The following is a 22,146-nucleotide window of genomic DNA, read 5'->3' as shown; positions in this document are numbered from 1 at the left end:
TCCTCTCGCAGCACCGGTTTCTTTGAAAGAAACCGGTACGATTTCTTAGAAAGAAATCGCGCCCATGGCCTCGCCGGGGCGCGGTCTTTCATCCGTTCCGGCGCCGTATACGCCAAAGCGCAAAGCCTGTCATCACCACCCATGTCGCAGCGAAGAGAAACCAGGTCATCGCATATTCGAGGTGCCGGTTGAACACGGCGGAGGTGTCCACCGGCATCGGCAGGATGGCCGGATCGGTCTGGCTTGCAGCGATCACCAGCACCGGCTCGGCGCCGAGCACGGCGGCCATCTTGTCCACGTCGCGGGCATACCACCAATTGCCGGCCACATCGTCCTCGGGGGTCGAACCGTTGCGCTCGTCGGGCCAGTGCAGGTTGCCCGCGATCTCGGCCTGCCCCACGCTTCGCGCCGCCTCGCGCGCCTCGGTGGGGATGAAGCCGCGGTCGACCATGATCCGCCGCCCCTCGCCGGTGATGAATGGCGCGATCACCCGAAAGCCGGGGCCGTAATCTCGCGACGAGACCAGCACCAGAAGCTCTTGCGGCCCGAACGCGCCGGCGATCTCCACGGGGCGGTACTTGTCGGCCTCCGGGTCGGGCGCGGCGGGCAGCGGCCCCGGCGCGGCAGCAATCTGCGCCTCGATCTCGGCGATAATGCCCTGTTTCCACTCCAGCCGCTGCAACTGCCAGATGCCGAGACCCACAAAGACGGCGAACCCGGCCACGAGCAGCAAAGCGGCGATGATCTGGCGTGCCATGTATCCCCCGAAAATCAAAGGCGCGAGGTTTTGCCCCGCGCCCCTGTCATCTTTCTATGTCACTCTGCGCCGGGCGCAAGGCTGTCTGTCAGCTGCCCCAGATATAGATCGAGGCGAACAGGAAGAGCCAGACCACGTCGACGAAGTGCCAGTACCAGGCCGCCGCCTCGAAGCCGATATGCTGCTCCGACGTGAAGTGGCCCTTGAGCGCGCGCAGCAGCACCACGAAGAGGAAGGTGGTGCCGATGATCACATGGAAGCCGTGGAAGCCGGTGGCCATGAAGAAGTTGGCGCCGTAGATATTGCCGGCGAGGCCGAAGGCGGCGTGGCTGTATTCATAGGCCTGGAAGAAGGTGAAGAGCGCGCCGAGCACGATGGCGATGATCAGGCCGTTCACCAGATCCTTGCGGTTGTTGCCGTGCACCAGCGCATGGTGCGCCCAGGTCACCGCCGCACCCGACAGAAGCAAGATCAGCGTGTTGATCAGCGGCAGGTGCCAGGGGTCGAAGGTTTCGATCCCCACCGGCGGCCAGACGCCATCGACCTTCGGGCTGCCTTCCGTCATCGGATACATCGCGTGCTTGAAGAAGCTCCAGAACCAGGCCGCGAAGAACATCACCTCCGACATGATGAAGAGCAGGAAGCCGTAGCGCAGGCCGATGCGCACCACCGGGGTATGATCGCCGTGCTGGGCTTCGTCGACCACATCCGCCCACCAGGCGAACATGGTGTAGAGCACCAGCAGCAGGCCCACCGCGAACATCCACGGGGTGATCCCCTGCATCCAGAGGACGGCGCCAAACAGCATGATGAACGCGCCGAGCGCCGCCAGAAGCGGGTGCAGCGAGGGTGGCAGAATATGGTAATCGTGGTTCTTTGCGTGAGCCATGTCTCTCTCGTCCCTGACCTTTTGGTTCTTCCTGACCAGGTGCCCCTCGGGGCCCCGGCGTTCTTATCCTAGTTCGCGGTGGCGCCCGCCGTGTCCGCTCCGTCCGCGAGCGCCGCCAGATCTTCCGGCAGCTCGGTCTCGTGGAAGGTGTAGGACAGCGTGATCGCCTTGGCGTATTTCGCTTCGATATCTTCGGTGATCTCCGGATCGACGTAGAACGTAACCGGCATGGTCACCCGTTCGCCCGGCTGCAGCACCTGCTCGGTGAAGCAGAAGCAATCAATCTTGGTGAAGTAGCTCCCCGCCGAATACGGGGTGACGTTGTAGCTGGCAGTGCCGGCAACGACCCGGTCGGTCGGGTTATAGGCCTCGTAGAAGGCCAGCCCGGTCTCGCCGATCCGGATTTGCATCTCAAGCTGCATGGGTTTGAATTCCCACGGCATATCGCGCTCCAGCGAGGCGTCGAAGCGGATCTTGATCGTCTTGTCCAGGATCACGTCGGAGCCGGATGAAGCTTCGCGGGTGGTGCCGCCATAGCCGGTGACCTTGCAAAACAGGTTATAGGCGGGCACGGCGGCCCAGGCCATCGCGCCCATGAACAGCACGACGCCCGCGGCTTTCGCCGCCGTCCTGTGGGTGCCCTGCAGGCTCACTGGCTCGCCTCCGCAGCGGCGCCGGCCTTGATGCGCGCCTCGTCCAGCCCGCCGACCTTGGCCACGGTCAGGCCCCAGACCAGCACCACGAAGGTCAGCAGCGCCAAGCCAAGGCCGACATTGCGGCTCAGACGGCGGCGGTGCAATTCGTGTTCGGCGCGGATTTGCGTGTCCATCACCAGCCTCCCAGGCCCCAGTGCTTCAGCGTGGCTTCCACCAGCAGGGCACCGTAATGCAGGAACAGATAGGCGAGCGACAGCTTGAAGAAGGCGCGCTCGGCCAAATGGCTGTCGGCCTCGCTGTCGGCATCGGAGCGGCGCAGGATGCCCAGCGCGCCCTTGATGAAGAGCAGGTTCAGCACCACGGTCACCGCCATGTAAACCGGCCCGCCGATCGAGGTCAGCCCCAGCGCGACCGACACCACGGCCAGCGCCAGCGTATAGGCCAGGATCTGGCGGCGGGTGGCATCGCGGCCATGGGTCACCGTCAGCATCGGCACATGGGCATTGGCGTAATCGTTCTTCACGAACAATGCGAGCGACCAGAAATGCGGCGGCGTCCAGGCGAAGGTCAGCGCGAACATCAGCACGCTTTCGAGGCTGATCCCGCCGGTCGCCACGGCCCAGCCGATCATCGGCGGAAAGGCCCCGGCGGCGCCGCCGATCACGATGTTCTGCGGCGTCAGGCGCTTGAGCCACATCGTGTAGATCACGACATAGAAGAAGATGGTGAAGGCGAGCAGCCCGGCAGCCATCGCGCCGGCGGCGAGGAACAGCATCACCACCGCCATCACCGACAGCGCGATGCCGATGGCGAAGGCCTCGCCCTCGGTCACCTTGCCAGTGGGGATCGGGCGCTTCTGGGTGCGGCGCATCAGCCGGTCGATATCGGCGTCCCACCACATGTTGAGCGCGCCCGACGCACCGCCGCCCACGGCGATGAACAGGATCGAGGCCACCGCGATCACCGGATGCACGCCCACCGGCGCCACCAGCAGCCCGACCAGAGCGGTGAAGACGACGAGCGACATCACCCGCGGCTTCAGCAGCGCGAAGTAATCGCCAAAGCCAGCCTCTTGCTCCTGGGCCTGTTCATATGCGCGAATATCGGTCATGCCCTGCGGCTCCCTGCCCTGGCCGTCACTCGGCCGAGGCCACCATCAGCGAGGCGGGGTTGCCCGCATATTCCTCGATCGCGCCTTCGAGCCAGGTATTGTAATCGGCTTCCGACACGGCCTTGACGGTGATCGGCATGAAGGCGTGGTCCTTGCCGCACAGCTCGGAGCACTGGCCGAAATAGATGCCCTCATTGCCCGGCTCGACGGTGAACCACAGCTCGGCGAGGCGGCCCGGCACGGCGTCCTGCTTCACGCCGAAGGCGGGGATCGTCCAGGAATGGATCACGTCCGAGCCGGTCACCTGCATCACCACCTTCTTGCCCACCGGCACGACAACGGCGGTGTCGGTGGCGAGCAGGTAGAGATCGTCGGTGTAGCCGTGATCGGCCAGCTCGTCGCGCGTCAGCATGAAGCTGTCGAAGCCGAATTCGTGATCGACATATTCGTAAGACCAGTACCACTGGTTGCCGGTGACCTTGATCACCACGTCGCCTTCCGGAATTTCCTGCTGCTTGAACAGGACCGGCAGCGAGTTGGCGCCGATGAAGACGAGAATCAGCACCGGGATCAGCGTCCAGGCGATCTCGACCGGCGTGTTGTGGGTGAAGCGTTTCGGGGTTGCGTTCGCCTTGCGGTTGTAGCGCAGGATGATCCAGAGCACGAGCAGCACCACGAAAACCGCGATGGCGATGACGATGTAATGCACCAGATCGTCGAGCGCATGGGTGGCGATGGCCACATCGGTCGCCGCAGGCTGCAGGCTCATCTCGCCCGGCACCGGTTTGCCGATCACCTCAAGCTCCTGGGCGCGCGCCGCAGCCGCCGCGAGGGTTGCCGAAAGAAAGGCCGTGGGCCACAGGGTCTTCTTCATCGCATGCATTCCGTAGTTTCCTGTCTCGGCGCATTTTTGCGCGCCACAATTCCGGGTCGTCCCGACGTTATCGGACAAGCCCCGTTGTCTCCCTGCCCTCCTGAAACCATATTCAGGATCGAGGAACAAGGAAAATCCTGCGCCGATATGCCACACCCATGCATTTTGCCGCATGTGAAAGGACAAGCATGACCGAAACCGCCCCGTTTCGCCCCTTCGACACCCATCTCGACGATTCCCGCGCGATGGAGATTCTCAGACACGCCACCGATGGCGCGGATGACGGCGAGCTGTTTCTCGAACGCCGCCGATCCGAGGCGCTGGTGTTTGACGACGGAAGGCTGAAGACCGCCAGCTACGACGCCTCCGAAGGCTTCGGCCTGCGCGCGGTGAAGGGCGAGACGGCGGGCTATGCCCATTCCACCGAGATCTCGGAAGCCGCGCTGAAGCGCGCCGCCGAAACCGCCCGGCTGGCCGTTGGCGCCGGCGGCGGCACGCTGGCCGACGCGCCCGCCGCGACCAACCGCAAGCTCTACACCGACGCCGACCCGATGGCCGACGCGACCTTCCCCGTGAAGGTCGAGACCCTGCGCGAGATCGACGCCTATGCCCGCGCCCGGGATGCCCGTGTGGTGCAGGTTTCGGCCACCATCGCGGCGAGCCTGCAGGAAGTGACGATCCTGCGCCCCGATGGCACGCTGGTATCCGATACAAGGCCGATGACGCGGGTGACCGTAGGCGTGATCGTCGAAAAGGACGGGCGGCGCGAAAGCGGCCACCACGGCGGCGGCGGGCGTGCCGGGCTGACCGGGCTGATCGAACCCGAAAGCTGGAAAAGCCATGTGGACGAGGCGCTGCGCATCGCGCTCGTCAACCTCGACGCCGAACCGGCCCCGGCGGGGCAGATGGATGTGGTGCTCGGCAATGGCTGGCCCGGCATCCTCTTGCACGAGGCGGTGGGCCACGGGCTGGAAGGCGATTTCAACCGCAAGGGGACCTCGGCATTTTCCGGCCTGATCGGTCAGCAGGTCGCCGCGAAGGGCGTGACCGTGGTGGACGATGGCACCATCCCCGACCGGCGCGGCTCGCTCACCGTCGACGACGAGGGCACGCCCTCCTCGCGCACCGTGCTGATCGAAGACGGCGTGCTGGTGGGCTATATGCAGGACCGGCAGAACGCCCGGCTGATGGGCGTGCCCGCCACCGGCAACGGCCGGCGCGAAAGCTATGCCCACGCGCCGATGCCGCGCATGACCAACACGATCATGGAAGGCGGCAGCGCCAGCCGCGAAGAGGTGCTGGCCGAGCTGAAGGACGGCATCTACGCCGTCGGCTTCGGCGGCGGCCAGGTCGATATCACCAACGGCAAGTTCGTCTTTTCCTGCACCGAGGCCTATCGCGTGCAGAACGGCAAGATCGGCGCGCCGGTGAAAGGCGCAACCCTGATCGGCGACGGCCCGGCGGCGATGAAACAGATCCGCGCCATCGGCAACGACATGGCGCTCGATCCGGGCGTGGGCAATTGCGGCAAGGCCGGGCAATGGGTGCCGGTGGGCGTGGGCCAGCCCTCGCTCTTGATCGGCGGTCTGACGGTGGGCGGCTCGGCTACCGGCTGAGCCTGCCTTGCGGCCTGATCTCGCGCTTCCTCGCTGATGGTAACCGGGCGTTAACCATTTAGGGCGCATGGTTAAGGGGCAAGAGACGGAATCAGGTGAGTCAGTTGGATCTTTTCCCTTCCCCCCACCCCCTCACCCCACCCCAAAGCGAGGAAGATGTTCTCGCCTGGCTCCGGCTCTTGCGCTCACGCCGTGTGGGTGTGGCCACCTTCTTCCGGCTGATCGGCGAGCACGGCTCGGCGCAGGCCGCGCTGGAGGCGCTGCCCGAGGTGGCCCGCGCCGCCGGGGCGGGCGAATATGCCCCCTGCCCGCTGCATGTGGTCGAGGAAGAGTTGAAGCGCGCGCACTATCACGGCGCCGCCTTCATCGCCTTCGGCAGCCCCGCCTACCCCGCGCAACTCTCCGACATTCCCGATCCGCCGCCGTTTTTCTGGGCCGTCGGCGATGTATCGCTGCTGCACCGCTCCACCATCGCCCTGGTCGGCGCGCGCAACGCCTCCTCGCTCGGCACCCGCATGGCGCGGCGGCTGGCGGGAGAGTTGGGGCAGCAGGGCCATGTGATCGTTTCCGGCCTCGCCCGCGGGATCGACACCGCCGCCCATGCCGCCGCGCTCAAAACCGGTACCATCGCGGTGATGGCCAGCGGCGTGGATGTGATCTACCCCACCGAGAATACCGTGCTGGGCGAAGAGATCGGGCGCGAAGGCGGCTTGCGGATTTCGGAAGCGCCCATCGGCATGTCGCCGCAGGCGCGCCACTTTCCGCAGCGCAACCGCATTATCTCCGGCCTCGCCCGCGCCGTGGTGGTGGTCGAGGCCGCCGCCCGCTCCGGCTCGCTGATCACCGCGCGCACCGCGCTCGATCAGGGCCGCGAGGTGCTCGCCGTGCCGGGCCACCCGTTCGACGCCCGCGCCTCGGGCTGCAACATGCTGATCCGCGACGGCGCGACGCTGGTGCGCGGCGCCGATGACGTGATCGAGGCGTTGGGGGCGATCTCCGCGCCCGAAGTGGAAGCGGCCCCGCCGGTGCCGGAGGTGCCCGCGCCGCCGCCCGAAACCCGCTCGCCGGAAGATATCCGCGCGCTGCACCGCCGGATCCTCGACCGTCTCGGGCCGAGCCCGCTGGCGGAAGACCAGCTTATCCGCGATCTCGCCCGCCCCGCCGCCGAGATCACCCCCGAACTTGTGAACATGGAACTCGACGGGCTGATCCAGCGCCAGCCGGGCGGACTTGTGAACCGGCTCAACTGAGCGCGCCGCACAGGGCCGGACCCCAATCCGACAACGCCCCGCCGGGCGGCGGCGGCATCGGCGCATTCCACGGGCATATCCGCCAGATGCCAGCCCCGGGCAGGGCCGCCGCCGCACCAGCCGCGCCGCCTTCAACGCAGCGTCCGGCCAGCCCGCCATTGACAATCCCCCAGCCTGTCACCCATCTAACGCCCCCAAGCCAGACCGGCTGAGTCGAAAGGAATTCCATGCCCGTTGTCGTTGTCGAAAGCCCGGCCAAAGCCAAGACGATCAACAAGTATCTCGGGCAGGACTACACCGTTCTGGCCTCCTACGGCCATGTCCGCGACCTGCCTGCGAAAGACGGTTCGGTCGATCCCGAACACGGATTCGAGATGACCTGGGAGGTCGGCGCCGACAGCAAGAAGCACATCAAGGCCATCGCCGATGCGCTCGCCAAGGACAATAACCTGATCCTCGCCACCGACCCCGACCGCGAGGGCGAGGCGATCTCGTGGCACCTTGAGGAAACCCTGCGCAAACGCCGGGCGATCAAGAAGGACACGCCGGTCAGCCGGGTGGTGTTCAACGCAATCACCAAATCCGCCGTCACCGAGGCGATGCAGAACCCGCGCGAGGTGGATACGCCGCTGGTCGATGCCTATCTCGCCCGCCGCGCGCTGGACTATCTCGTCGGCTTCAACCTCTCGCCGGTGCTCTGGCGCAAGCTGCCCGGCGCACGCTCGGCTGGCCGGGTGCAATCGGTCTGCCTGCGGCTCATCGTCGAGCGCGAGACGGAGATCGAGGCCTTCACCGCACGCGAATACTGGTCGGTCACCGCCGAGCTGGAAACGCCGCGCGGCCAGCTCTATCAGGCCCGGCTCGTCTCGCTCGGCGGCAAGAAGCTCGACCGCTACGACATTCCCAACCAGACCGAAGCCGAGCTTGCGGTGCAGGCGATCACCTCGCGCGATCTCTCGGTGCTCTCGGTCGAGGCCAAGCCCGCCAGCCGCAACCCTTCGGCCCCGTTCATGACCTCGACGCTCCAGCAGGAGGCGAGCCGCAAATTCGGCATGGGCGCGCGCCAGACGATGAGCGCGGCGCAGCGGCTCTACGAGGCGGGCTATATCACCTATATGCGGACCGACGGGATCGACATGGCGCCGGAGGCCGTGGCCGCGGCGCGCGACGAGATCAAGTCGCGCTACGGGGCGGAATACGTGCCCGCCGCCCCGCGCGTTTACAAGAACAAGGCCAAGAACGCGCAGGAAGCCCATGAATGCATCCGGCCCACCGATATGAGCGTCGATGCCGGCCAGCTCGCCAGGCTCGAAGCCGATCAGCGCAAGCTTTACGATCTGATCTGGAAGCGCACGCTGGCCTGCCAGATGGAAGGCGCCCGACTGGAGCGCACCGCCGTCGAGATCGGCAGCGCCGACGGCCAGGTCGGCCTGCGCGCCACCGGCCAGGTGGTGCTGTTCGACGGCTTCCTCAAGGTCTACGAAGAAGGCCGCGACGATGTGCTGTCGGAGGAAGACGACGAGGGCCGCCTGCCGCAGATGAGCGAGGGCGAGGCCGCGACGAAGCAGGCCGTCACCCCCGATCAGCATTTCACCCAGCCGCCGCCGCGCTACACCGAGGCGAGCCTCGTGAAGCGGATGGAAGAGCTCGGCATCGGCCGCCCCTCCACCTATGCCTCGATCGTGACCACGATCCAGGAGCGCGAATATGTCCGCAAGGAGAAGAACCGGCTGATCCCGGAAGACAAGGGCCGGATCGTCACCATCTTCCTGGTCAATTTCTTCCGCAAATATGTGGGCTACGAGTTCACCGCCAATCTCGAAGAGGAGCTTGACGAGATCTCGGCGGGCGATCTCGACTACAAGGAAGTGCTGGCGCGGTTCTGGCGCGATTTCTCCGCCGCCATCGCGGAAACCTCCGAGCTGCGCATCTCCGAGGTGCTCGACAAGCTCGATGCCGCCCTCGCCCCGCAGCTCTACCCCGAGCGCGAAGACGGGTCCGACCCGCGCGCCTGCCCGGTCTGCGGCACCGGCAAGCTGCATCTGAAAACCTCGCGCACCGGCGGTTTCGTCGGCTGCTCGAACTACCCCGAATGCCGCTATACCCGGCCCATCGGCGGCGGTGAGGAAAACAGCGGCGACCGGGTGTTGGGCGAGGTCGACGGTGAAGAGATCAGCCTGCGTTCGGGCCGGTTCGGGCCATATGTGCAGCGCGGCGAAGCCAGCGAAGACAACAAGAAGCCGCCACGCGCGAGCCTGCCGAAAGGCTGGTCGGCCGACGCGATGGACCTTGAAAAAGCGCTGATGTTGCTGGAATTGCCGCGCATCGTCGGCCAGCATCCCGAGGACGGCCAGCCGATCAGCGCCAATTTCGGCCGGTTCGGGCCATACCTGATGCACCAGAAGCCCGACGAGGCGAAGCCCGTCTACGCCAACCTCAAGAACCCCGACGACGTGTTCGAGATCGGGATGAACAGGGCGGTGGAACTTCTGGCCGAGAAGCGCGCCAATCCCGGCCGGGGCCGCAGCGCGGCGGCAAAGCCCCTGCGCGAACTGGGCGAGCACCCCGAAAAGGGCGGCGCGCTCAACGTGATGGACGGTCGTTACGGGCCATACGTGAAGTGGGACAAGGTCAACGCGACCCTGCCGAAAGACGTGGACCCCGCCGCGATCACGCTGGAGCAGGCGGTGGCGCTGGTGAATGAGAAGGCCGCCAAGGGCAAAACCAAGCGCAAGACCACCCGCAAGAAAGCCTGAGGCCCGGCCCCGGCCTCAGAAGAACTGCTCAAGCCAGGGCACCGCATCGAACATCTGCAGCAACAGCGTGTAGGGATGTTCGTCATCCCGTCCGTCGCTCATCGCCCAGAAGCGTTCGGCCTCGGCCCGGAGCGCCCGCGCGACGCGCCGGTCGAGGAAGACAAGGCCGTTCTCGGTATCGTGGATATAGCTGCGCCGGTTCAGGTTCGACGAGGCGACGATCCCGAGGCGGCCGTCGATCACGATGATCTTGGCATGGAGCAGCCGCGCGCCGGTATCGTAGAGGCGGAAGCGGTAATCGCCGCGATTGTCGTCATCAAACCGGGCGTTGAGCGCCCGGGTGAAGGCGGCGGGCGGCTCATCGGCCCCGCGCCGGGTGACGAAGCGCACATCCACCCCCCGCGCCGCCGCGTGCTGCAGCGCCGCCTGGATCGCCGGCGTGGGATAATTGAAGGGTGAAACCACGAATATCTCGTGGCGGGCGGCGTCGAACAGATCGGTATAGAGCGCCTCATGCGCCCAGCCATCGGCCCAGGGCAGCGAGATGAAATGGCGCATGAATCCATCCGCCCCTGACGCCGAACGCCCCGGCGTTTCGGGGCCGCGCATGAGCTGCGTCTGCGTATCGCGCCGATAGAAGCGGTCGAATTGCCGGGCGATCTCGACCACGCGGGCCCGGTCGGTCAGCGCCAGTTCGAAATCGTCGTAGACCGAGTGGAACACCACACCCTGCAGCCCGCCCGCTTCCGCGCCATAGGAATGCAGGAAGGGATGATCGGGGTAATCCGCCTTGCCGTCGAGGTAGAAGCCATCGGTCAGGTTGCGCCCGCCGACAAGCGCGAAGGACCGCCCCGGCTCGGGCGAGAGGCCGAGGAACAGTTTGACATGGTTGGCGCGCTGCAGGCTGTCGAGAATCCGCGCCGGCCCGGTCGCCGGAACCTGGAAGAACTGCAGCTCGACATTGGGATATTGCGCCGCGAGCTGTTCGAAGGGGCGCCGGTCGAACGCCGTCATCAGTGCGGCGCTGGCGAGGATGCGCACCCGTGTGCCGCGCGCGGCATGGAAGGCAAGTGCACGGGCGGTGAGCCAGCCGGTGAGATCGGCGCGGATCAGCAGATAAGACACGACGATTTCGTCGAAATGCGGCGCGCGGGAAAAGTCGAGCGCCATGTCGGGATCGCCGGCCAGCAGCGCCTCGGGGGCGATATCGGCCCCGGTCAGCCGGTCGAGCCGCCATTTCAGCCCCTCAAGCTCGCCCGGCACCAGTTCGACGCCGCCGGTGGGGGCGGCGCAGGTCTGCATCAGCGGGCGCTCGGCAAAGAAGGCGCGCGCGAGCGGATCGTCGGGGATCGCGGCGGGCGGCAGGCAGGCCGGATCGGCGCCGCGGGCAGGCGCCGGCGCGCCGTCGCGCAGGATCGGCAGGCTCCGGCCCGCACCCCACTCGATCCGGCAGGCTTCGGCGTCGGGCGGCAGCACGAGCACCGGCAGCCGGTCGGCCCCGCGCGCAGGCACGCTCACCGGGCGCACGGCACCGGGCCGCAGATAGGCGCCCGGCCCGATCTCTCCCGCCGCAAGCAGCCGCGCCGCGCCGCTACAGCTCAGCCGCGCGGCGATCGGACGAGAATCGACCGAGGCGAAGGCCACCCGCGTCTCGCCCCCCGCGACGGCGGGAAAGCGCGCCACCGCCCCGGCCTGGTCCGGCCCGTTCGCGGTGAGATAGACCGTGGTGGCAAGCCGCGCGCCGGTTTCGGGAAAGGCCCGGGGCGCATCGGCATGGGGCATGGCACAGCCCGCAACAAGCACCAACGCCATGAGGCGCAGGGCGACGGCTTGGCCTGGAACTGATACACGCATCGACATCCCCATGTCCTAAGCCGTTGATAGACCTGGGGGTCTGCGGCTTCAAGGCCGGGCCGGAGACGATGGCGTTTTCCCGCGCCTACTCAGCCGCGCCGATGCGCAGGCTGATCGGGGCGAGGCCGTCGATGCCGCCGGTGATCTCGTCGCCCGCGACCACGGGGCCAACACCGGCTGGCGTGCCCGTCATGATCACGTCGCCGGGGGCGAGATGATAAAAGCGCGACAGATGCGCCACCACCTCGGCGCAGCTATGGACAAGCTCGCCCAGGGTCGCATCCTGCCGCGCCTCGCCGTTCACTTCGAGATGGATGCGCTGATCGCGCACCGCGCCGAAGGCCTCCGCCCGGGTCAGTTCGGCAAACACCGCGCTGCCCTCGACATCCTTGCCCAGATCCCAGGGCCGGCGCTGCGCCTTGCCCTCGGCCTGCAGATCGCGGCGGGTCATATCGAGCGCACAGCCATAGGCATAGATCGCCGCCTGCGCCTCTTCCGCCGTGGCACGAAACACCGGCTGGCCGATCGCCAGCGCCAGTTCCATCTCGTGGTGCAAATCCTCGGTGCCCGGCGGATAGGGCAGCGTGCTGCCGCTCGCCAGCATATGCTGCGGGTTCTTCGTGAAGTAGAACGGCGCGTCGCGGTCCACCGCCACGCCCATCTCGGCGGCATGGGCGGCATAGTTGCGCCCAACGCAGAAGATGCGCAGCACCGGGTAGCCGGCCGCCTCTCCGCTGACCGGGATCGACGGGATTGCGGGCGGCTGGAAGAGATATTTCATCGGGCGAGGTCCTCTTGGGCGAAGGCGGGTGGCGGCAGTGGCGGGGGGCGTAGCGGGAGGCGGCCCGTCTAGCGCAGCACCATCGGCAGGTCCATCCAGGCCCGCAGCGCCATGTTTACCTTTTCAGGGGCTTCCAGCGTCGGGATATGGCCCGCCTCCTCGATGATCGCAAGTTCGGCATAGGGGATAAGCTCGGCCATGAAGCTGTGGCGCCTGATCGGCGTGATCTTGTCGTGCCCGCCGCAAAGCACCAGCGCCGGGGCGCGGGCCATACGCAGCACCTTTTGCGCATCGGGGCGGCGTTGCAGCGCGCGCGACTGGCGGATGAATTCGCGCGGGCCAAGATCGGCTGCCATCGCGTCGAGCACCGCAAGCACCTTCTGGCGCCCCGGCCCCGGGCCGAGACTGTCGACAGGCAGGGCCGCACGCAGCGCCTCGGTGAGATTGCCCGATTGCGCCTTGACGATCTGCGGTTCGCGCCAGGCGGCCTGTTCGGGCGTTTCGGCCAGCGGCGTGGTCGAGATCAGCGCAAACCGCGTCACCCGCTCGGGCACCCGGCGCAGGATTTCCATCGCCACGATCCCGCCCATCGACAGCCCGGCCAGCGCGAAGCGGGCGGGCGCGTGGTGGATCGCCTCGGCCGCCATTTCGCGGATCGAGTCCGCCCGCGTGACCCGGGCGATATGGAGGGCGAAATCGCGGCTCAGATCCTCGATCTGCGGCCCGAACACCCGCGCATCGCACATCATGCCCGGCACCAGGAGGATCGGCTCGCTCATGCGAGCACCTCTTCAACGCTGCGCTCGATCAGGGCGAGGCATTCGGGGCTGGAAAAGCGGTGATCGGCGCCTTTGACGAAGGTCAGCCGCACATCGTCGCCCTCGATATGGTCGAGCAGGCTGAGCGCCACCTGCCGCTCCACATCCGCATCGGCGGTGCCCTGCAACAGCCGCACCGGGAAGGGCATCGGCAGGGGCGCGCGCAGCACGAGATTGTCGCGCCCGTCCTCGATCAGCCGCCGGGTGATCGGGTATGGATCGCCGTAATCCGAGGGCAGGTAGAGCTGGCCGCTATGCAGCAGTTTTGCCCGCTCGACCGGCGAGAAATCGCGCCACATGCTGTCTTCGGTGAAATCGGGGGCTGCTGCAATTCCAACAAAACCGGCGATTTTTTCGCCGATTTCCCGGATCAGAATTGCAGAAATCCAACCTCCCATGCTTGAGCCGACCAAAACCTGCGGCCCCTCGGTAACCGCCCCGATCACGCTCTGCGCATCCGCCGCCCAATCGCCGATACAGCCCTCGGTGAAGGCGCCGGAGCTTTGCCCGTGACCGGAATAGTCGAACCGCAGAAAGGCCCGGCCCGTCCGCCTTGCCCAACCTTCCAGCGCCAGCGCCTTTGTGCCGTCCATGTCGGACATGAAGCCGCCGAGAAAGACCACACCGGGGCCTCGTCCCTCGGTCTTGTGATAGGCGATGCGACGCCCCGCTGCCGTCTCGTGAAACTGTGTCTCGCCCATGCCCATCCTCGTTTTGGCGCGATCCTGCCCGAAGCTGCCGGGCTTGGAAAGGGGGGCCACCCAAGGGAAGGCGGGAGCCCGCCCATGCCGGTTTCGGGCCAAATTGCCACATTTTCCGCCCCCGGCGTTGACTTCGCGCGCCCGGGCGGGCACATGGGGCCCACATATACCCGCAACCGGGCGTTCCGTGGGCGCCAAACCGACGAGGAAAGAGCCGTATGGCCCAGATTTCCCTGACATTCCCCGATGGCAATTCCAAAGCGTATCCCGCTGGCGTGACGCCCGCAGAGGTCGCCGCCGGGATTTCCAGCTCGCTGGCCAAGAAGGCGATTTCCGCCAGTGTCAACGGCAAGCATTTCGATCTGCAATGGCCGATCGAGGAAGATGCCGAGATCGCCATCCACACGATGAAGGACGAGGCGCAGGCGCTCGAACTCGTGCGCCACGACGCCGCCCATATCATGGCGCGCGCGGTGCAGGAGATCTGGCCGGATGTGAAGGTTACCATCGGCCCGGTGATCGAAAACGGCTGGTATTACGATTTCGACCGCGACGAGCCGTTCACGCCCGAAGATCTCGGCCAGATCGAGGCGAAGATGAAAGAGATCATCAACCGCCGCGATCCGGTGACAACGGAGGTCTGGGACCGCGACCGCGCGGTGAAGTATTACGAGGCCAATAACGAGCCCTACAAGGTCGAGCTGGTCAACGCGATCCCCGATGACGGCCAGCCGATCCGGATGTATTGGCACGGCCACTGGCAGGATCTCTGCCGTGGCCCGCACCTGCAACACACGGGGCAGATCCCGGCCGACGCCTTCAAGCTGATGAAGGTGGCGGGCGCCTATTGGCGGGGCGACAGCAACAACCCGATGCTCCAGCGCATCTACGGCGTGGGCTTTCTCAACCGCGATGGCTTGAAGAAATACCTCACCTTCCTCGAAGAAGCCGAGAAGCGCGATCATCGCCGGCTGGGCCGCGAGATGGACCTGTTCCATTTGCAGGAAGAAGCGCCGGGCCAGATCTTCTGGCACCCGAATGGCTGGCGGATCTACACCACCTTGCAGGACTACATGCGCCGCCAGCAGGAACGCGACGGCTATGTCGAGGTGAACACCCCCCAGGTGATCGACCGGCGGCTCTGGGAGCAATCCGGGCATTGGGAGAAATACCAGGAGAACATGTTCATCGTCGAAGTGGACGAGGAACATGCCCGCGAGAAGACGGTGAATGCGCTCAAGCCGATGAACTGCCCGGGCCATGTGCAGATCTTCAACCAGGGCCTGAAGTCCTACCGCGATCTGCCGCTGCGCATCGCCGAATTCGGTTCCTGCAACCGCTACGAGCCCTCGGGTGCGCTGCACGGCATCATGCGGGTGCGCGGCTTTGTGCAGGACGATGCGCATATCTTCTGCACCGAAGCCCAGATCGCCGCCGAGACAGAGAAGTTCATCGCCCACCTTTCGGGCGTCTACAGCGACCTCGGCTTCCCGAATTACAAGATCCTGTTTTCCGACCGGCCCGATACACGGGCGGGCTCTGACGAGATCTGGGACAAGGCCGAAGAGGCGCTGATGTCGGCGACCCGCAAGGTGACGAACGACATCACCCTCAACCCCGGTGAAGGCGCCTTCTACGGGCCGAAGCTGGAATTCGTGCTGACCGACGCAATCGGGCGCGACTGGCAATGCGGCACGCTGCAGGTGGATTTCGTCCTGCCCGAGCGGCTGGATGCGAATTACATCGGCGAAGACGGCGCCAAGCACCGCCCGGTGATGCTGCACCGCGCCACGCTGGGCAGCTTCGAGCGGTTCATCGGCATTCTGATCGAGGAACATGCCGGCAAACTGCCGTTCTGGATCGCGCCCCGGCAGGTGGTGGTGGCCTCGATCGTCTCGGATGCCGACCCTTTCGTGCATGAGGTGGTGGCGGCGCTGAAGGCCAAAGGCGTGCGCGCCGAGGCCGATGTGCGCAACGAGAAGATCAACTACAAGGTCCGCGAGCATTCGGTGGGCAAGGTGCCGGTGATCCTCGCCATCGGCATGAAAGAGGTGGAAGAACGCACCGTCAGCCTGCGCCGGCTCGGCGAGAAGCACACGCGGGTGGTGGCGCTCGACGAGGTGGTGGCCGATCTCGCCGCCGAGGCCACCCCGCCCGATCTGCGCTGAGCTACGGCGCCGCGCGGCGGATAAAACGGCTCCGGATCGACGAAGGCCGGACGGGGGCTCAGCCGCCCCCGGCCGCCCGGAACACGATGGCCGGGTCCATGTCGCGCCGCCCGGTGAGCCCGTCGCGCACCGCCCACCACAGAAGCTTCAGGAATGGCCCCCGCTGGCCCTTATGATGGCGGACCTTGAGCGTCCATTTCGCGACCAGCAGCAGGATCACCGGCCAGAACCAGCGCCCGGCAAGCGCGCGGTAAAGGAAGATCTGGTTGCGGTGGTAGTAATAGGTTTTCCAGAACGGATGCAGCCGGCGTGACGAGCCGCCCGCGAGCGACGAGCAATCGTGCTCGAAGCGGATCTCCGGCAAAAAGCCGATCTGCCCGCCCGCCCGCGTCAGCCCGAGGGTGAAGAGCACATCGTCGGCATAGATGAACAATCGCGGATCGGGATAGCCCGCCATCTGCATCGCCCGGCGCGACAGGAACAGGCCAACGAAGGTCGACCAGTCGACCCGCCGCGCATCGCCGGCGTAATCCGCCGGGGTCAGATGCGCCACGTCGCCCTGCCCGCCGGCATACCGCAGAAAGGTGGCGGCATCGCGGAACGGGTTCATCGCCGGGCGGTTCATGTCGCAGATCGCGCCATCGGGGTAGTAGACCGCTGCCGCCACCGCATCCCAGCCCCGCAGATCGGCGGCATGGAAAGCGGCGAGCGCCTCCGGCGCGGGGCGGGCATCGTCGTCCATCACCACCAGCCAGTCGGGGTCGAACATCTCCACCGCCCGGCGCATCCCCAGATTGAAGCCGCCCGCGCCGCCAAGATTGTCAGGGCTGAGGATGGCATGGAGCCGCCCGTCATCCTGTCCGCGCAGCCAGTCGCCGGTGCCATCGGTCGAGGCATTGTCGACCACGACCACAGCCTGCAGCGCCTCCGGCGCGGCCTCCAGCAGCCGCGGCAGGGTCACCCGGAGCTGTGCCAGCCGGTTATAGGTGACGACCACCGCCACCAGCCTGCCCTGCCCACTCTGTGCCGCCTGTCCGACCATCCTGGCCCCCTTTTCCGGGCGGTCAGTGCCCATATTTCGGCCCGGCTGTCAAATCCGCGCGGGCGCGCGCGCGGTAGCGCAAACGCCGCGCGGTTTACATGCGAATGCGAATATGTTCTGTTTACGACATCTGCTCGGACTGAATGTCGCGTTTCGCACATGCAGCACCCGGGAAATCGCCCGTGCGGGGCGGTGGCCGCCGGAGCCGTGCGTGCCCCGGCCGGCAAAAAGGAACACCTCAGGGGAGACCCCTATGACATTCAACAAACTTGGCATGCTTGGCGCCCTCGGCCTCGGCGTATCTGTTTTCGCTACGGCGGCCCAGGCGCAGGAGTGCGGCGACATCACCATCGCCGAGATGAACTGGGCCTCGGCCGAACTCATGGCCAATGTCGACAAGCTTATCCTCGAAGCGGGCTATGGCTGCTCGGTCGAGCTTGTTCCGGGCGCGACGGAAACCACCTTCGCCTCGATGAACGAAAAGGCCCAGCCCGACGTGGCCCCCGAACTCTGGGCCAACGCGGTGCGCACGCAGCTCAGCGCGGCGGAAGACGAAGGCCGGATGCATATCCTCAACATGGGCCCGATCACCGGGCTGGGCGAAGGCTGGTGGGTGACGCCGAAATTCGCCGAAGCGCATCCCGACCTCGACACGGTCGAAAAGCTGCTCGAACATCCCGAACTGTTCCCCTACGCCGAAGACGAGAGCAAGGGCGCCTTCATGGGTTGCCCGGCGGGCTGGGGCTGCCAGCTGGTGAACGCCAATCTGTTCCGCGCCTTCGGCATGGAAGACAAGGGCTGGGTGCTGGTCGATCCGGGCTCGGCGGCGGGGCTTGACGGCTCGATCGCCAAGGCTTCGGAGCGCGACGAGCCGTGGTTTGGCTATTACTGGTCGCCCACTTCGGTGATCGGCAAGTACAACCTGCAGATGCTGCCCTTCGAGGTCGAATTCGCCGGCCGCGACAACTGGGACAACTGCATCGCGCTCGCCGAACAGGATTGCGCCGATCCGCAGCCCTCGGCCTGGACCCAGTCGGAAGTGTTCTCGGTCGTGACCGATGAATTCATGGCCAAGGGCGGCACCGCCTCGGAATATTTCGAGAAGCGCGTCTTCCCCGGCACCGCAATGAACGAAATGCTCGTCTATATGAGCGAGAACCAGGCCACCGGCGAAGATGCCGCCTATCACTTCCTCGAAGCTTACGAGGATGTCTGGGGCGCCTGGGTCAGCCCCGACGTGGCCGAGATGGTCAAAGCGGAGCTGTGATCTCACAGGGGTGACGCAGATGGAGCGGGGGGCCGGCATGCCCCCCGCTTTTTTTCAAGCCTCTGGAATGAGGCCATAACAACAAGGGGATATGGACGATGTGGGAGTTTCTCACTGACTTCCCGGCCATTGGCCGCCGTGAGCTGGCGGAAATGAAAAAGGCGATCGACGAGGCGTTCAAGGGGTTTTCGCGCACCTATGGCGAAGGGCTGGAAAACTTCTTCGATCCGCTTTTGAAATTTCTCGTCTGGTTCGAGAAACTGCTGATCGCCACGCCCTGGCCGATCATCCTCGTGATCGTCGGCGGCCTGGCCTGGCTCGGCTCGCGGTCATGGAAGATCACCGCCGGCGCGGTGCTCGCCTTCATCGTGATCGGCATCTTCGACATGTGGGAAGACACGATGGCGACGCTGGCGATCATCTCGGTCGCCACCTTCCTGTGTATCCTGATCGGCATTCCCATCGGCATCCTGATGTCGCGCTCCGACCGGATGCAGGCGCTGATCACCCCGGTGCTCGACGTGATGCAGACGATCCCCTCCTTCGTCTATCTGATCCCGGTGGTGATGCTGCTCGGTATCGGCAAGGTGCCGGGCCTGCTCGCGGTGCTGATCTACGCCATTCCGCCAATCGTGCGGCTGACCAATCTCGGCATCCGCCTCGTCGATACCGAGGTGCTGGAAGCGGCCGACGCCTTCGGCGCCTCGTCGCGCCAGAAGCTGTTTGGCGTGCAGGTGCCGCTGGCACTGCCGAATATCTTCGCCGGCGTGAACCAGACCATCATGATGGCGCTGAGCATGGTCGTCATCGCCTCGATGATCGGGGTGAAGGGGCTCGGCGTGCCGGTGCTGCGGGCAATCTCGAACCAGTATCTCGCGCTCGGGCTGATGAACGGCCTCGCCATCGTGGCGCTCGCCATCATCTTCGACCGCATCTCGCAGAGCTACGGCAAACGGCTGCAGGCCTATCGGGGGCAAGGCCATGACTGAACCGAAAATCCGCATCAAGAACCTCTACAAGATCTTCGGCGACCATCCCGAAAAGGTGCTGCCTTTCGTGCGCGACGAGGGCATGGGCAAGGACGAGCTGCTGGACAAGCACAACCATGTGCTCGGGGTGAACAATGTCTCGCTCGACATCATGGAGAAGCAGATTCAGGTGGTGATGGGCCTCTCCGGCTCGGGCAAGTCCACCCTGATCCGCCATATCAACCGGCTGATCGAACCCACCGGCGGCGAGATCACCGTCGATGGCGCGGACGTGCTGGCGATGAACGATGCGCAACTGCGCGACCTGCGGCGCTTCAAGATGTCGATGGTGTTTCAGAAATTCGCCCTGCTGCCGCACCGGACGATCCGCGAGAATGTGGGCTACGGGCTGGAAGTGCAGGGCGTGGCCGAAGCCGAGATCGCCGAGCGCACCCAGCACTGGATCGACCGGGTCGGGCTGACCGGCTACGAGGAGCACTATCCCGGCCACCTGTCGGGCGGGATGCAGCAGCGCGTGGGCCTCGCCCGCGGGCTGGCGACGGATGCCGACATCCTGCTGATGGACGAAGCCTTTTCGGCGCTCGACCCGCTGATCCGCTTCGACATGCAGTCGATCCTGCTCGAATTGCAGGCCGAACTGCACAAGACCATCGTCTTCATCACCCACGATCTCGACGAGGCGCTGCGGCTTGGCGACGATATCGCCATCCTGCGCGACGGGGCGATGGTGCAGCAGGGCGACGCGCAGGATATCGTGCTGAAACCGGCCGACGACTACATCCGCGACTTCATCAAGGACATCAACCGCGCCAAGGTGATCCGCCTGCGCGCGCTGGCCGCGCCACTCGCCGAGGGCGCGGCCCCGCCCGATGGCCTGCCCACCCTGCCCGCCTCGACGGTGCTGGAGGAAGCGATGCTCACCATGTCCGACGCGCCGGATCAGACCGTGCTCGTCGAGCGCAAGGATGGCACGCTTGCAGGCACGGCGACGCTGACGCAGGCCATTCAGGCGCTGCACGGCTGACAGGCGCCACGGCGCAAAAAACGGCAAACCGGGCCTTTTCGGCCCGGTTTTTCATGTGCGCGTTACAAAAACCTGCGACTTTGTAAGCACAAACACACCATGATCGAGATCAAGGCGGACAGACTCCGCCTTATGCTTTACGTTACGGAAAGATGCGCCGGGGCACGGTGCGCGGGGGGAGAAGGATCAAGGCGGTCGCCTATCGGCCGCACAACGCGCGTCAGGGCTGGCCGGGGGCCGGCGCCGGACCATCTGGGAGGACATGCGTCATGAACGACGTGATCTTCATCGGCAACCGGACCGACACCGCCCTGTGCAGCGATGCAGGCATCCGCGCCTATGCCCCGCCGCTGGGGCTGCTGGCCGAGCGCGTGCTGGCCGAACGGATGCGCTGCCGCATTCTGGCAATGCGCGAGAGCACCTTTCTCGCCCTGCCCAAAGCCCTCGCCCGCGAGCTGCGCGAAGGAAGCTGGCCACGCCTCTCGGTACTGCCGGAAGACACCGCCGGCACCGACAGCGCGCCCCTCACCCACAGCCTGCGGCAACAGGCGGCACGGGATCTGGGCGGCAAGAGCTGACCGGCGCTACCGTTCTGCCAATTCGATGGAACAGGCAACGCAGGGGTCGATGGCGAGCAGGTGAAGCTCTGCGGCCACCGCATCCAGAGGTGCACCCCTCAGCCCGGCAGCGACCGGCCCGCCGGGGGCGAAATTCGCCTCGGTCGGCGCCTCGGTCGCGCAGGCCACAACCACGCCGTCGCTGAGCCGCTGGCGGTGGGTGAGCGGCCCGCGTGCCGTTTCCACCCGGGCCATGCCGTCGCCGGTGTCGCGCCGGGCCGACCGCGCCGGGGTGGCGGCGATCCGGTTCAGCGCCGCCAGCATTTGCAGCGGCAGGTCTTCCAGTTCCGCCCGGCTGGCCGCGAGGCGGGCCGCCAGCCCGGCGCCATGGGCCTCGCGCAGCGCCGCCACCCGGGGCGCTTCCCAGTTGCGGGCGAAGGCTCCGGCCTCCGGCGCCATCGCGCCCGGCAAGGCGCCATAGCCCTCGATCCCGCGCGCCGCCAAAGCCTCGGCCAGCGGCGCACCGGGATCGGCCGCCTCGATCAGCGTATCGAGCGCCCCGAGCGCCTCGGCCAGCGCCGCGCCCGGCATCGCCGCCCCCGCCCCGGGCCTGCGCCAGCCGGGCCCCAGCGCCTCCGCCTCGATCTGCCGTTCGGCGGCAAGGCAGGCACGCACGATCTCCGGGCGCGGCTCCAGCCCCAACACGCGGGGCCAATGCAGCGCCAGCCGCATCGCCGTCTGGGTCAGCATCTCGGCCAGACGCGCCAGATCGCGCGCCGCCTCCACGCCCGGTTCGGAATCGAGGCCCTGCGCCGCCTCCGCCGCGCGCAACGCGGCCACACTCTGGGCGGTGCCACAAAGCGAAAAGACCCGCCCAATCGTCTCGCACATCCGGTCCACCGGCATACCGACGAAGATCCGCGCCGCGTCGCGCGGGCGGGTCGACAGGATTTCAACCGCGCCGATCGCCTCGCCATCGCGGCCAAGCCGGACCCGGATTTCGCCGCCGATCCCGTTTTGCGCCGTGCTCATCTCA

General features: G+C 66.4%; 20 protein-coding genes. 8 read left to right on the top strand and 12 right to left on the bottom strand.

The features are described 5' to 3' along the window. Nucleotides 1–88: 88 nt before the first annotated feature. From QMG28_RS17120 to coxB, 6 genes are all read right to left on the bottom strand, one after another. Nucleotides 89–757 carry an SURF1 family protein gene (locus QMG28_RS17120; protein WP_281843536.1) on the bottom strand — a complete coding sequence of 223 codons (669 nt, stop codon included), beginning with the start codon at nucleotides 755–757 and terminating at the stop codon, nucleotides 89–91. Nucleotides 758–845: 88 nt separating this feature from the next. After that, complete coding sequence (locus QMG28_RS17115; RefSeq protein WP_281843535.1) at nucleotides 846–1,646, bottom strand: cytochrome c oxidase subunit 3; 801 nt, start codon at nucleotides 1,644–1,646, stop codon at nucleotides 846–848. Nucleotides 1,647–1,714: 68 nt separating this feature from the next. Next, the gene (locus tag QMG28_RS17110; protein ID WP_281843534.1) at nucleotides 1,715–2,299 is read right to left on the bottom strand and encodes a cytochrome c oxidase assembly protein; all 585 of its coding nucleotides are present in this window, start codon (nucleotides 2,297–2,299) and stop codon (nucleotides 1,715–1,717) included. Beyond that, complete coding sequence (locus tag QMG28_RS17105; RefSeq protein ID WP_281843533.1) at nucleotides 2,296–2,475, bottom strand: cytochrome c oxidase system small membrane protein; 180 nt, start codon at nucleotides 2,473–2,475, stop codon at nucleotides 2,296–2,298. Before QMG28_RS17105 ends, QMG28_RS17110 begins: the two co-directional genes overlap by 4 nt. Beyond that, on the bottom strand, nucleotides 2,475–3,413 hold the full coding sequence (cyoE, locus tag QMG28_RS17100) for a heme o synthase (RefSeq protein WP_281843532.1): 939 nt from the start codon (nucleotides 3,411–3,413) through the stop codon (nucleotides 2,475–2,477). Before cyoE ends, QMG28_RS17105 begins: the two co-directional genes overlap by 1 nt. Before the next feature lie 25 nt (nucleotides 3,414–3,438). Further along, a complete protein-coding gene (gene coxB, locus QMG28_RS17095; protein WP_281843531.1) occupies nucleotides 3,439–4,287 on the bottom strand; it encodes a cytochrome c oxidase subunit II in 849 nt (282 codons plus the stop codon). A gap of 188 nt (nucleotides 4,288–4,475) precedes the next feature. Between coxB and tldD the strand changes: the two genes are divergently transcribed. The 3 genes from tldD (at nucleotide 4,476) to topA (ending at nucleotide 9,909) form a co-directional block, all read left to right on the top strand. Next, nucleotides 4,476–5,903, top strand: a complete 1,428-nt coding sequence (gene tldD / locus QMG28_RS17090; protein WP_281843530.1) for a metalloprotease TldD — start codon at nucleotides 4,476–4,478, stop codon at nucleotides 5,901–5,903. A gap of 104 nt (nucleotides 5,904–6,007) precedes the next feature. Further along, a complete protein-coding gene (gene dprA, locus QMG28_RS17085; protein WP_353545366.1) occupies nucleotides 6,008–7,153 on the top strand; it encodes a DNA-processing protein DprA in 1,146 nt (381 codons plus the stop codon). 227 nt (nucleotides 7,154–7,380) lie between these two features. After that, nucleotides 7,381–9,909: a type I DNA topoisomerase gene (topA, locus tag QMG28_RS17080; protein WP_281843528.1), complete on the top strand. Its 2,529-nt coding sequence runs from the start codon at nucleotides 7,381–7,383 to the stop codon at nucleotides 9,907–9,909. 15 nt (nucleotides 9,910–9,924) lie between these two features. Here topA and QMG28_RS17075 read toward each other — a convergent pair whose 3' ends face one another. The 4 genes from QMG28_RS17075 to QMG28_RS17060 all read right to left on the bottom strand — a co-directional run bounded on the left by QMG28_RS17075 (nucleotide 9,925) and on the right by QMG28_RS17060 (nucleotide 14,063). Then, nucleotides 9,925–11,721 carry a phospholipase D-like domain-containing protein gene (locus QMG28_RS17075; protein ID WP_281843527.1) on the bottom strand — a complete coding sequence of 599 codons (1,797 nt, stop codon included), beginning with the start codon at nucleotides 11,719–11,721 and terminating at the stop codon, nucleotides 9,925–9,927. A 127-nt stretch (nucleotides 11,722–11,848) separates the two neighbouring features. Next, complete coding sequence (locus tag QMG28_RS17070; protein ID WP_281843526.1) at nucleotides 11,849–12,544, bottom strand: fumarylacetoacetate hydrolase family protein; 696 nt, start codon at nucleotides 12,542–12,544, stop codon at nucleotides 11,849–11,851. A gap of 68 nt (nucleotides 12,545–12,612) precedes the next feature. After that, nucleotides 12,613–13,323 carry an alpha/beta fold hydrolase gene (locus tag QMG28_RS17065; protein ID WP_281843525.1) on the bottom strand — a complete coding sequence of 237 codons (711 nt, stop codon included), beginning with the start codon at nucleotides 13,321–13,323 and terminating at the stop codon, nucleotides 12,613–12,615. Further along, on the bottom strand, nucleotides 13,320–14,063 hold the full coding sequence (locus QMG28_RS17060; protein WP_281843524.1) for an alpha/beta fold hydrolase: 744 nt from the start codon (nucleotides 14,061–14,063) through the stop codon (nucleotides 13,320–13,322). The genes QMG28_RS17065 and QMG28_RS17060 overlap by 4 nt, the downstream gene beginning before the upstream one ends. A 218-nt stretch (nucleotides 14,064–14,281) precedes the next feature. Here QMG28_RS17060 and thrS point away from each other — a divergent pair, with 218 nt between their 5' ends. Further along, nucleotides 14,282–16,231 carry a threonine--tRNA ligase gene (gene thrS, locus QMG28_RS17055; RefSeq protein WP_281843523.1) on the top strand — a complete coding sequence of 650 codons (1,950 nt, stop codon included), beginning with the start codon at nucleotides 14,282–14,284 and terminating at the stop codon, nucleotides 16,229–16,231. A 58-nt stretch (nucleotides 16,232–16,289) separates the two neighbouring features. Here the strand turns inward: thrS and QMG28_RS17050 are convergent, their stop codons facing one another. After that, the gene (locus QMG28_RS17050) at nucleotides 16,290–17,306 is read right to left on the bottom strand and encodes a glycosyltransferase (RefSeq protein ID WP_281843522.1); all 1,017 of its coding nucleotides are present in this window, start codon (nucleotides 17,304–17,306) and stop codon (nucleotides 16,290–16,292) included. 220 nt (nucleotides 17,307–17,526) lie between these two features. On the opposite strand from QMG28_RS17050, the gene QMG28_RS17045 reads away from it, so the two are divergent. From QMG28_RS17045 to QMG28_RS17030, 4 genes are all read left to right on the top strand, one after another. After that, nucleotides 17,527–18,540, top strand: coding sequence for a glycine betaine ABC transporter substrate-binding protein (locus QMG28_RS17045; RefSeq protein WP_281843521.1), 1,014 nt, complete (start codon nucleotides 17,527–17,529; stop codon nucleotides 18,538–18,540). A gap of 98 nt (nucleotides 18,541–18,638) precedes the next feature. Then, complete coding sequence (locus QMG28_RS17040) at nucleotides 18,639–19,529, top strand: ABC transporter permease (protein ID WP_281843520.1); 891 nt, start codon at nucleotides 18,639–18,641, stop codon at nucleotides 19,527–19,529. Beyond that, on the top strand, nucleotides 19,522–20,553 hold the full coding sequence (locus QMG28_RS17035) for a quaternary amine ABC transporter ATP-binding protein (protein WP_281843519.1): 1,032 nt from the start codon (nucleotides 19,522–19,524) through the stop codon (nucleotides 20,551–20,553). Before QMG28_RS17040 ends, QMG28_RS17035 begins: the two co-directional genes overlap by 8 nt. Nucleotides 20,554–20,822: 269 nt before the next feature. Beyond that, entirely contained in the window at nucleotides 20,823–21,131 is a 309-nt protein-coding gene (locus tag QMG28_RS17030; RefSeq protein ID WP_281843518.1) for a hypothetical protein, read from the top strand. A gap of 6 nt (nucleotides 21,132–21,137) precedes the next feature. Here QMG28_RS17030 and QMG28_RS17025 read toward each other — a convergent pair whose 3' ends face one another. Further along, complete coding sequence (locus tag QMG28_RS17025; protein WP_281843517.1) at nucleotides 21,138–22,142, bottom strand: hypothetical protein; 1,005 nt, start codon at nucleotides 22,140–22,142, stop codon at nucleotides 21,138–21,140. Nucleotides 22,143–22,146 lie beyond the last annotated feature (4 nt).

The sequence above is a fragment of the Sinisalibacter aestuarii genome (assembly GCF_027923545.1).
GTDB classification, from domain to species: domain Bacteria; phylum Pseudomonadota; class Alphaproteobacteria; order Rhodobacterales; family Rhodobacteraceae; genus Sinisalibacter; species Sinisalibacter aestuarii.
This window is presented reverse-complemented; position numbering and strand designations above follow the sequence as displayed.